9 protein-coding genes and 4 tRNA genes are annotated in these 11,142 nt (G+C 62.2%); all 13 read left to right on the top strand.

What is annotated here, in order from left to right; genetic code table 11:
* Positions 1 to 851: 851 nt before the first annotated feature.
* The 13 genes from QWY79_RS10855 (at position 852) to rpoB (ending at position 11,116) form a co-directional block, all read left to right on the top strand.
* Positions 852 to 1,835 (top strand): biotin--[acetyl-CoA-carboxylase] ligase, encoded by a 984-nt coding sequence (locus tag QWY79_RS10855; protein ID WP_290272614.1) that lies wholly within the window; start codon positions 852 to 854, stop codon positions 1,833 to 1,835.
* On the top strand, positions 1,832 to 2,671 hold the full coding sequence (locus QWY79_RS10850) for a type III pantothenate kinase (RefSeq protein ID WP_141320868.1): 840 nt from the start codon (positions 1,832 to 1,834) through the stop codon (positions 2,669 to 2,671). The genes QWY79_RS10855 and QWY79_RS10850 overlap by 4 nt, the downstream gene beginning before the upstream one ends.
* 106 nt (positions 2,672 to 2,777) lie before the next feature.
* Positions 2,778 to 2,861, top strand: a tRNA-Tyr gene (locus QWY79_RS10845).
* Between the two features lie 45 nt (positions 2,862 to 2,906).
* Positions 2,907 to 2,980, top strand: a tRNA-Gly gene (locus QWY79_RS10840).
* Between the two features lie 29 nt (positions 2,981 to 3,009).
* Positions 3,010 to 3,084 (top strand) — tRNA-Thr (locus QWY79_RS10835).
* A 147-nt stretch (positions 3,085 to 3,231) separates the two neighbouring features.
* Positions 3,232 to 3,307: transfer RNA gene (locus tag QWY79_RS10830), tRNA-Trp, on the top strand.
* A gap of 72 nt (positions 3,308 to 3,379) precedes the next feature.
* The gene (gene secE / locus QWY79_RS10825) at positions 3,380 to 3,748 is read left to right on the top strand and encodes a preprotein translocase subunit SecE (RefSeq protein WP_290272611.1); all 369 of its coding nucleotides are present in this window, start codon (positions 3,380 to 3,382) and stop codon (positions 3,746 to 3,748) included.
* Between the two features lie 8 nt (positions 3,749 to 3,756).
* Entirely contained in the window at positions 3,757 to 4,290 is a 534-nt protein-coding gene (gene nusG, locus QWY79_RS10820) for a transcription termination/antitermination protein NusG (RefSeq protein WP_141320870.1), read from the top strand.
* 166 nt (positions 4,291 to 4,456) lie between these two features.
* Positions 4,457 to 4,888 (top strand): 50S ribosomal protein L11, encoded by a 432-nt coding sequence (gene rplK, locus QWY79_RS10815; protein WP_141320871.1) that lies wholly within the window; start codon positions 4,457 to 4,459, stop codon positions 4,886 to 4,888.
* Positions 4,889 to 4,890: 2 nt separating this feature from the next.
* The gene (gene rplA / locus QWY79_RS10810) at positions 4,891 to 5,583 is read left to right on the top strand and encodes a 50S ribosomal protein L1 (protein ID WP_141320872.1); all 693 of its coding nucleotides are present in this window, start codon (positions 4,891 to 4,893) and stop codon (positions 5,581 to 5,583) included.
* A 252-nt stretch (positions 5,584 to 5,835) separates the two neighbouring features.
* Positions 5,836 to 6,339 (top strand): 50S ribosomal protein L10, encoded by a 504-nt coding sequence (rplJ, locus tag QWY79_RS10805; RefSeq protein ID WP_141320874.1) that lies wholly within the window; start codon positions 5,836 to 5,838, stop codon positions 6,337 to 6,339.
* Positions 6,340 to 6,428: 89 nt separating this feature from the next.
* On the top strand, positions 6,429 to 6,803 hold the full coding sequence (rplL, locus tag QWY79_RS10800; protein WP_290272604.1) for a 50S ribosomal protein L7/L12: 375 nt from the start codon (positions 6,429 to 6,431) through the stop codon (positions 6,801 to 6,803).
* A gap of 233 nt (positions 6,804 to 7,036) precedes the next feature.
* On the top strand, positions 7,037 to 11,116 hold the full coding sequence (gene rpoB, locus QWY79_RS10795; RefSeq protein ID WP_141320878.1) for a DNA-directed RNA polymerase subunit beta: 4,080 nt from the start codon (positions 7,037 to 7,039) through the stop codon (positions 11,114 to 11,116).
* Positions 11,117 to 11,142 lie beyond the last annotated feature (26 nt).

The raw sequence follows: 11,142 nt of genomic DNA, 5'->3' as shown, positions 1-11,142 counted from the left end.
ATGCGAGAGTAGGTCATCGTCAGGCACTTACATGAAAAATCCCCCGGGCCTTCCCGGGGGATTTTTTTATGTCAGGGTGTCAGGCGATGACCTGGCCTTACCATGCGAGCGTAGGGTGAGCGCCGCCCGGACAAGGCAGAGTCCGAACGCGGCACCGCTTGTCAGGCGCGAACGGGCGAGGTGGAAAGCCGCGCAGCGGCGTCCCGAGCCCGGGCTCAAGGCCACGCAGTGGCCGCCGAGGCGTCAGGCACTTACATAAGCGAAAGCCCCCAGCTCCGACGGAGTTGGGGGCTTTTGTTTGTGCCTGTACGATGACCTGGCCTTACCATGCGAGCGTAGGGTGAGCGCCGCCCGGACAAGGCACGGCCTTGTCAGGCGCGAACGGGCGAGGTGGAAAGCCGCGCAGCGGCGTCCCGAGCCCAGGCTCAAGGCCACGCAGTGGCCGCAGAGGCGTCAGGCATCTATCCCAGAAAATCCCCCGGGCCTTCCCGGGGGATTTTTTTATGTCAGGGTGTCAGGCGATGACCTGGCCTTACCATGCGAGCGTAGGGTGAGCGCCGCCCGGACAAGGCACGGCCTTGTCAGGCGCGAACGGGCGAGGTGGAAAGCCGCGTAGCGGCGTCCCGAGCCCGGGCTCAAGGCCACGCAGTGGCCGCGAGCGGATGGCCCTCCGACGTCAGGCCTCTATCCCAGCAGATCCCTCGGGCCTTCCCGGGGGATTTTTTTATGTCCGGGTGTCGGAGCGATCGACTGCCTGGGTGGACCTTGAAATGGTGGTGTAGCGATAAGGCGAATTTCAGGGAGGGGCCTGTTCCGATAGAATACGGGTTTTGCTTGGTTGGGGCTTGTGCATGACCATCGGAGATCTGATCCGTTTGCTGAGTGACGGCGAGTTTCACTCTGGTCAGCAACTGGGAGAGCGCCTGGGCGTGTCTCGAGCAGCGGTGTGGAAGCAGTTGCGCAAGCTGGAGTCGCTGGGCATTGCCATGGAAGCCGTCAAGGGGCAGGGCTATCGTCTGGCCGAGCCTCTCGAGCTGCTCGATGGCAGCGCCATCGTGGCGGGCTTGCCGCGCGAGGCTCGAGGCGGTGTTACCCGGCTCTTTGTCGAGGAAGTGCTGCCTTCGAGCAACCAGTTCATGCGTGAGCGCTTCGCGCAGGGAGCGGGTCACGGTGAGGTCTGCTTCGTCGAGCAACAGAGTGCCGGCAAGGGACGGCGTGGACGCACCTGGGTGACGCCCTGGGGGCGCACGCTGATGCTTTCGGTGGGCTGGCGTTTCGAGTCGGGCATAGCGGCCATGGAGGGCTTGAGCCTGGCTGTCGGCGTTGCCCTGTCGCGCGTTCTGGAGGCGCACGGGGTCATGCCGCGCTTGAAATGGCCCAATGATGTGTTGCTGGAAACCGAGAGTGGCGCATATGGCAAGCTGGCGGGCATTCTGGTCGAGATGAGTGGCGACGCTGCCGGGCCCTGTGAAGCCGTGATCGGCATGGGGATCAATGTCGATCTGCCCGCCGCCTTCCGCGCCAGTATCGAGCAGCCTGTATCCGCGGTACGCGATCAGGCCCCTGAGCTGTCTCGCAACCAGCTGGCGGCCGAGATCCTGGGGGAGTTGATGCCGATGCTGGCTTGCTTCGAGGAGATCGGCTTCGCCGGTTGGCAGGAGGCGTGGAATCAACGGCATGCGCTTGCCGAGCAGCAAGTCGATATTCTCCACGGGGAGCGACGTGACACCGCGATCGCCGAGCAGGTGGATGCGTCCGGGAACCTGTGGGTCAGACGCGATGCCGAGCGCTGGAAGCTGGCGGGCGGGGAGATCAGTGTGCGGAGACGCTCATGATCCTGGACCTGGATATCGGCAATACCTTGTCGAAATGGCGGCTCAAGGATGCCGACAGCAGCGAGATTCGCTCACGCGGTGCCGTCTGGACGCGTGAAGAGTGGCGGCCCGGCGCGGATATTCCGGATCTGGATGTCGTGGAGTCGGTGCGCATTTCCAGTGTGGCACGCAAGGCCGTGCTGGCACAGACAGTGGCGCTGTTGCGCGATCGGGTCGGGGCCGTGCATGTGGCACGCTCCGTCCCCGAGGCCCTGGGGGTGACCAATGGGTACGAAGAGCCCGGGCGCCTCGGCGTGGATCGCTGGATGGGGGTGCTGGCCGGCTACCAGCTGGCCGGTGGCTGCTGCTCGGTGGACTGCGGGAGTGCCATCACCATGGACTTCGTACTGCCGGGTGGCCGGCATCTGGGGGGCTATATTCTGCCCGGGTTGCGCCTCATGAAGGAGAGCCTGAAGCTGGGGACGCGCAATGTGGCGATCGACCCCGACAGCGAAGCCGACGAGCTGCTGGAGCCCGGCGTGCGCACCGTGGAAGCCGTCAATCACGGCATCTACATGGCTGCGGTGAGTGCGGTCAATCGGGTGTACAGTGAGGTCTGTGATCAGCAGGGGGTGGCCTTGCCGCTCCTGGTGACGGGCGGGGATGCCCGGGTGGTGTCGAGAGGGATTCAGGCACCGCATGCCATCTGGCCGGACATGGTCTATGGCGGCCTCGAGGCGTGCTTCCCGTTGACCGCGGCCGAACGCGCCGGGCGCATGTCAGGTGCGCCGACGGTACCGCGGCCCGTGACGCTGGAAAAGATACGGGCCGGTCTTGCATTCTCCATGCTGCTTTGACAGAATACGTGCTCGTTCCGGGGCGGTGATCATGAGTCTGACGGCTTATGATGGAAAATCAGCCACTTGACATCGGAACGTGGAGCTGTAAAATGCTCCGCCAGTTGGAGGGGTTCCCGAGTGGCCAAAGGGAGCAGACTGTAAATCTGCCGCGAAAGCTTCGGAGGTTCGAATCCTCCTCCCTCCACCAGATTCTGCTGTCCTCGCCTGGCGAGAGCGGCACGGAGTGAGGCAGGCGGGCATAGTTCAATGGTAGAACCTCAGCCTTCCAAGCTGATGATGCGGGTTCGATCCCCGCTGCCCGCTCCATTGTTCCAGGCGCCTGGCGCCGATGTTTGGCTCATGTAGCTCAGGGGTAGAGCACACCCTTGGTAAGGGTGAGGTCGACGGTTCAAATCCGTCCATGAGCTCCATCTTGAAAAGGCGAGCATTGGCTCGCCTTTTCTTTATGCTCCTGGTGGGCGAGCGAGCCAGGAGGGGTTGTCAAGTAGTGCGCCTTTCGCTATGATGGCGCACGCTGTCGCTCGGGTTCGCTGCAAAGGCGGATCATGAAGGCATACAGGCCAGTGGCTCAATTGGCAGAGCAGCGGTCTCCAAAACCGCAGGTTGGGGGTTCGAGTCCCTCCTGGCCTGCCAGTCTTCCCCAGGCTGGCATCATCTTGTATACTGGTTTGTTTTCGATTGCTGCCCCTGAGGAGTCTCGTGGTCATGAAACATAACGCCGAGGTGCAGGAGTCGCGCCACGACGGTCTCAGATGGGCGGTTGTCGTCATTCTGCTGGTTCTTGCTGTCGTCGGGAATACCTATTTCACCGACGTGGCCCTGTTGTATCGGGTGCTGGGTGTCGTCGCGCTGGGCGGTGCCGCCGCGCTGGTGGCACTGACAACCACCAAGGGCCGTGAACTGCTCGAGCTGGCTCGTCAGGCGAAGAAGGAAATTCAGCGCGTTGTCTGGCCGACTCGTCCCGAAACCATTCAGACCACTGCCATCGTGCTGGCGGCCGTCCTGGTGGTCGGGTTGATGCTGTGGCTGATCGACACGCTTCTTGGCTGGGCGATGTCCGGCGTCATTGGTTAGGAGTCTGCATGTCCAAGCGTTGGTACGTCGTACACGCCTATTCCGGCTTCGAAAAGCATGTCATGCGTTCTCTCCATGAGCGCGTGAAGATGTACGGCATGGAGGATAGCTTCGGCGAGATTCTGGTGCCGACAGAAGAAGTTGTCGAAATGCGTGACGGCAAACGCCGCAAGAGTGAACGCAAATTCTATCCCGGCTATGTACTGGTCGAGATGGAAATGACCGATGAAAGCTGGCACCTGGTCAATGAGACACCGCGTGTCATGGGCTTCATCGGCGGAACCAAGGAGAAGCCGGCGCCCATCACGACACGTGAAGCGGACGCCATTCTCAGCCATGTTCGTGAAGGCACGGAACAGCCGCGGCCCAAGACCGTCTTCGAGCCGGGGCAGTCCGTGCGTGTCGTCGACGGGCCCTTCGCCGACTTCAATGGCGTGGTCGAAGAGGTCAATTATGACAAGAGCCGCCTGCAGGTCAGCGTCTTGATCTTCGGTCGTTCCACGCCAGTCGAACTTGAATTCGCTCAGGTCGAGAAAGAGTGATCTGAGCCTGTTTGTGGCGGCTGCACAGGTAGCCGTCTAACCCGGGGAGCCGCGAGGGGAACGCTGTACAAATCGTCGATCAGCAGGGGCCGCAACACTGCGAGATTCTGCCCCGGCATTTGAGCAACGTTCCTCGAGGCGTTACTACCCAACTGGAGTCTACATCATGGCCAAGAAAGTACAGGCTTACGTCAAGCTGCAGGTGGCAGCTGGCAAGGCCAATCCGAGTCCCCCCGTGGGCCCCGCGCTGGGTCAGCACGGTGTCAATATCATGGAGTTCTGCAAGGCCTTCAACGCCGAGACGCAGAACCTCGAGCCGGGTATCCCGACGCCGGTCGTCATTACCGTCTATGCCGACCGCAGCTTCACCTTCATCACCAAGACGCCGCCCGCGGCGGTGCTGCTGAAGAAGGCAGCGGGTATCAAGTCCGGTTCCGGTGAGCCGAACCGCAACAAGGTCGGCACCGTGACGCGTGAGCAGCTCGAAGAGATCGCGCAGTCCAAGGAGCCGGATCTGACGGCTGCCGACATGGATGCCGCGGTTCGTACCATTGCTGGCAGTGCCCGTAGCATGGGCCTGAATGTGGAGGGTCTCTGATCATGGCCAAGCTGACCAAACGTGCCAAGCTGTTCCGTGAAAAGGTCGACCCGAACAAGGCCTATAGCCTGGATGAGGCGGTCCAGCTCCTTTCCGAACTGTCCACCGTGAAGTTCAAGGAGTCTGTCGACGTCGCCATCAATCTCGGGGTCGATCCGCGCAAATCCGACCAGATCGTCCGCGGTTCCACGGTCATGCCCAACGGTACTGGCAAGGACGTGCGTGTTGCCGTCTTTACCCAGGGCGATAACGCCGATGCCGCCAAGGAAGCCGGTGCCGACATCGTCGGCATGGACGACCTGGCCGAGCAGGTCAAGAAAGGCCAGCTCGACTTTGATGTCGTGATCGCTTCGCCGGACGCCATGCGCGTCGTCGGCCAACTGGGCCAGATTCTGGGCCCGCGCGGCCTGATGCCCAACCCCAAGGTCGGCACGGTGACGCCTGACGTGGCCACGGCGGTGAAGAACGCCAAGTCCGGTCAGGTGCGCTTCCGTAGCGACAAGAACGGCATCATTCACACCACCATCGGCAAGGTCGATTTCGAAGCGGGTGACATCCGGGGCAACCTGGAAGCACTGATCGCCGACCTGAAGAAGCTCAAGCCGAGCACGTCCAAGGGTGTGTATTTCAAGAAGGTCTCGCTGTCCACCACCATGGGCCCCGGCGTGACCCTCGACCATTCCGCGCTGGTCTAAGCGCGGAGGAAAAGGCAAATGACTTTGCGGTCCCCGTGCGCTGTTTCGACAGGAGCCGGCGGGGCACCGTCAAAGACCGCAGGTGTCGCCGCTACAAGGGGACTTAATCATCCCGTCGGATGGCCTGCGCAGATGGTGTTGCCGCCAGCCAGCTGGTGAGCACCATCTCCCAGGACCCTCGCCGATGTCGGCGGGGGAGATGGTAACCATCGGAAGGCTCCTGCGAGCTTCCGACACGAAGGAGTGATCACTGTGCCACTAGCACTCGAAGGCAAGAAAGCGATTGTTGCCGAGGTCAGTGAAGCGGCCAAGGATGCTCTCTCCGTCGTAGTTGCCGACTCTCGTGGTGTTCCGGTCAGCAAGATGACCGATCTGCGCAAGCAGGCCCGCGAGAATGGCGTGCAGATGCGTGTTGTCCGCAACACCCTGGCACGCCGCGCCCTGGAGGGCACTCAGTGGGAGTGCCTGAACGAGACCTTCGTGGGTCCGACTCTGTTGGCCTTCTCCACCGACCATCCGGGCGCTGCCGCTCGTTTGTTCAAGGAGTTCGGCAAGACCGAGAAGAACCTCGAGATCAAGGCGCTGGCATACGAAGGCGAGTTCATCCCGGCAAGCGACCTCGATCGCCTGGCGAATCTGCCGACCCATGACGAAGCCATCTCCAAGCTGATGTCCGTCATGAAGGAAGCGTCCGCCGGCAAGCTGGTTCGTACCCTCGCTGCGTTGCGTGACCAGAAGCAGGAAGAAGCCGCCTGAACGGCGATTTCGACCGCTTCACGCAAAACGACTATTGAATCACCGAGTCATCGGATCGCCGAGACTCCCGCAAAGTTAGGAAAGTGAAAATGGCACTTACCCAAGAAGACATCATCAACGCCGTCGCCGACATGTCCGTGATGGAAGTCGCTGAGCTGATCGAAGCGATGGAAGAGAAGTTCGGCGTTTCTGCTGCGGCGGCTGTCGTGGCAGGCCCGGGTGGCGGCGGCGAAGCCGAAGCCGAGGAAGAGCAGACCGAGTTTGACCTGGTGCTGACCAGCGCCGGCGACAAGAAGGTCAACGTCATCAAGGCCGTGCGCGAGATCACCGGCCTGGGCCTGAAAGAAGCCAAGGGCGCTGTCGACGGCACCCCGGCCACGCTGAAGGAAGGCATGTCCAAGGACGATGCCGAAGAGGCCAAGACCAAGCTGGAAGAAGCCGGCGCTTCTGTGGAAGTCAAGTAACTCTTGGCGCCACAGGCTTTACGCGCGGCGTAAGCTTGTACGGCTGGTGGCGGGACACCCGCTGCCGGCCTTTTTCTGTTGTTGCTGGCCGGCAACGTTGCACGCTGACGGCCAGCCGAATTCCGATGGCGAGCCTCTACCGGGGGCTCGCCGTCAGCGCCTGACGGAGCCGACTCCGTCGGGTGGCGCCGACACGCATCGGTCACCCATGGTGAACAAGCTGGGGAATACAGATGGCTTACTCATACACTGAGAAAAAACGCATCCGCAAGGATTTCGGCAAACTGCCCCAAGTGATGGATGTGCCTTACCTGCTGGCCATCCAGCTTGATTCCTATTACGACTTTCTCCAGCAGGATCGGTCACCCGAAGAACGCTTTGACGTCGGCCTGCACGCCGCCTTCAGCTCCGTGTTCCCGATCGAGAGCTTTTCTGGCAACGCCGCACTGGAGTATGTCAGCTATCGTTTCGGTACGCCGGCGTTCGACGTCAAGGAATGTCAACTGCGTGGCGTCACCTATTCGGCTCCCTTGCGCGTCAAGGTTCGTCTGATCATCTACGACAAGGATTCGTCGAACAAGGCGATCAAGGACATCAAGGAGCAGGAAGTCTACATGGGGGAAATCCCCCTGATGACGGAAAACGGCACCTTTGTCATCAATGGCACCGAGCGTGTCATCGTCTCCCAGCTGCATCGCAGCCCGGGCGTGTTCTTCGACCATGACAAGGGCAAGAGCCACTCCTCCGGCAAGCTTCTCTACTCTGCACGCGTGATTCCCTATCGCGGCTCCTGGCTCGACTTCGAGTTCGATCCCAAGGACAACGTCTTCGTGCGCATCGACCGTCGCCGCAAGCTGCCGGCGACCGTGCTCATGCGCGCGCTCGGCATGAGCTCCGAGGAGATCCTCGACGAGTTCTTCGCCACCAGCACCTTCCACATCGAGAAATCCGGTTTCTCCGTGGATCTGGTGCCGTCGCGCCTGCGCGGCGAAACCGCGACCTTCGACATCAAGGACGCCGACGGCAACGTCATCGTCGAGGAAGGTCGTCGCGTGACCCAGAAGCATATCCGCCAGCTCGAGAAGACCGGGCTGGAACGCCTCGAAGTGCCGATGGACTACCTGTTCGGCAAGACGCTGGCCAAGGATCAGGTCAACCCGAATACCGGCGAACTTATCTGCCCCTGCAACACCGCGATCACCGCGGAGCTGCTGGAGAGCCTGGGTCAGGCCGGCATCACCACCATCGAGACGCTCTACACCAACGACCTGGATTGCGGCCCCTTCATTTCCGACACCCTCAAGCTGGACACCACGGGTTCCCAGCTCGAGGCACTGGTCGAGATCTACCGCATGATGCGTCCCGGCGAGCCGCCGACCAAGGAAGCCGCCGAGACCCTGTTCAATAACCTCTTCTTCACCGAAGATCGTTATGACCTGTCCGGTGTCGGCCGCATGAAGTTCAACCGTCGCCTGCGTCGCGAAGGCGACACGGGTTCCGGTGTTCTCGATCAGCGCGACATCCTCGATGTGCTCGGCGAGCTGATCAATATCCGTAACGGCTTCGGCGATGTCGACGACATCGACCACCTGGGTAACCGTCGTATCCGTTGTGTCGGCGAGATGGCCGAGAACCAGTTCCGCGTCGGACTGGTGCGCGTCGAGCGCGCGGTCAAGGAACGCCTGTCCATGGCCGAGAGCGAAGGCCTGATGCCGCAGGACCTGATCAATGCCAAGCCGGTGGCGGCGGCGGTCAAGGAGTTCTTCGGTTCCAGCCAGCTGTCGCAGTTCATGGACCAGAACAACCCGCTCTCCGAGGTTACCCACAAGCGGCGTATCTCCGCGCTTGGCCCGGGTGGTCTGACCCGTGAGCGTGCCGGCTTCGAGGTGCGTGACGTCCACGCGACCCACTATGGTCGCCTGTGCCCGATCGAGACCCCGGAAGGCCCGAACATCGGCCTGATCAACTCGCTGGCGACCTACAGCCATACCAACAGCTATGGCTTCCTGGAGACGCCTTACCGCAAGGTGGCCAACGGTCAGGTCACCGACGAGGTGGTTCACCTCTCGGCCATCGAGGAGGGCGACTTCGTCATCGCCCAGGCTTCGGCGACCGTCGACGAGAACGGCCATCTGGTCGACGACCTGGTCCAGGCGCGTCACCGTGGCGAGACTTCCTTCATGCGCCCCGAGCAGGTGACGCTGATGGACGTTTCGCCGCGTCAGGTGGTGTCCGTGGCGGCGGCGCTGATTCCGTTCCTCGAGCATGACGACGCCAACCGCGCCCTGATGGGCGCCAACATGCAGCGTCAGGCCGTGCCCACCCTGCGTGCCGAGAAGCCCTTCGTGGGTACCGGCATGGAGCGTTTCGTGGCGCGTGACTCGGGTGTCTGTGCCGTGGCCCGTCGTGGCGGCGTCATCGACTCGGTGGATGCCAAGCGGATCGTGGTGCGGGTCAACGAGGACGAGATCATCGGCGGTGAAGCCGGCGTTGATATCTACAACCTGACCAAGTATCTGCGTTCCAACCAGAATACCTGCATGAACCAGCGTCCGATCGTGCACACCGGCGACTCGGTGGCGTGCGGCGACATCCTGGCCGACGGTCCGTCCGTCGACATGGGCGACCTGGCCCTGGGTCAGAACATGCGCATCGCCTTCATGCCCTGGAACGGCTACAACTTCGAGGACTCCATCCTGCTGTCCGAGCGGGCCGTCCAGGAAGACCGTTTCACGTCCATCCATATCCAGGAGCTGACCTGTGTGTCCCGCGACACCAAGCTGGGCGCCGAAGAGATCTCCTCGGATATCCCCAATGTGGGCGAGTCGGCGCTGTCCAAGCTGGACGAAGCCGGCGTGGTCTACATCGGTGCCGAGGTCGGCGCGGGTGACATCCTGGTCGGCAAGGTCACGCCCAAGGGCGAGACCCAGCTGACGCCGGAAGAGAAGCTGCTGCGTGCCATCTTCGGCGAGAAGGCGTCCGACGTGAAGGACACCTCGCTGCGTGCGCCGACCGGCATGAAGGGCACCGTCATCGATGTTCAGGTGTTCACCCGTGATGGTGTCGAGAAGGACTCGCGTGCTCTGTCCATCGAGCAGCAGCAGCTCGATGAAGTGCGCAAGGACCTTCAGGAGACCTATCGCATCGCCGAGGACGCGACCTTCGAGCGTCTCAAGCGCACCCTGTCCGGCCAGGCGGTCAACGGCGGTCCCAAGCTCAAGAAGGGCGATGTGCTGTCGGACGAGTACCTGGACGAGCTGCCGCGTCAGCAGTGGTTCAAGCTGCGCATGCAGGACGAGTCGCTCAACGAGCTGCTGGCCCAGGCCGATGAGCAGCTGGAACAGCGTCGCAAGGAGATGGACGAGCGTTTCGAGGACAAGAAGCGCAAGTTGACCCAGGGCGACGACTTGGCGCCCGGCGTGCTCAAGATCGTCAAGGTCTACCTGGCCGTGAAGCGTCGCATGCAGCCCGGCGACAAGATGGCCGGCCGTCACGGCAACAAGGGTGTCATCTCGGCGATCATGCCGATCGAGGACATGCCTTACGACGACAGCGGCGAGCCCATCGACCTGATCCTCAACCCGCTGGGCGTGCCGTCGCGCATGAACGTCGGGCAGATCCTCGAGACCCACCTCGGCATGGCCGCGCGCGGTCTGGGCGTGCGAATCGAGGAGATGCTGCGCGATGCCCGCGAGCAGCAGGTCAGCGAGATCCGTGACTTCCTGGGGCAGGTCTACAACACGGCCACCAGCACCAAGGTCGAGGAGCTCGAGTCGCTGTCCGATGAAGAGGTCATCGCCCTGGCGAAGAACCTCAAGTCGGGTGTACCGATGGCCACGCCGGTCTTCGACGGCGCCCGCGAGAACGAGATCAAGCATCTGCTGGACCTGGGCGGTCTGCCGGAATCCGGTCAGATGACGCTCTACGATGGCCGTACCGGTGAAGCCTTCGATCGACCGGTCACCGTGGGCTACATGTACATGCTCAAGCTCAACCACCTGGTGGATGACAAGATGCATGCGCGCTCCACCGGCTCCTACTCGCTGGTCACGCAGCAACCGCTGGGCGGCAAGGCCCAGTTCGGTGGCCAGCGCTTCGGGGAGATGGAGGTCTGGGCCCTGGAGGCCTACGGCGCAGCCTACACACTCCAGGAGATGCTCACCGTGAAGTCCGATGACGTGGAGGGTCGCACCAAGATGTACAAGAGCATTGTGGATGGTGACCATGCCATGCAGGCGGGCATGCCGGAGTCCTTCAACGTGCTGGTGAAGGAAATCCGCTCGCTGGGTATCGACATCGAACTGGAGAGCTGAGGCTGCCGTAAAGGCGCTTCTCAGTA

Origin of the sequence: Halomonas sabkhae (genome assembly GCF_030409265.1) — a bacterium.
GTDB lineage: Bacteria > Pseudomonadota > Gammaproteobacteria > Pseudomonadales > Halomonadaceae > Halomonas > Halomonas halmophila.
This window is presented reverse-complemented; position numbering and strand designations above follow the sequence as displayed.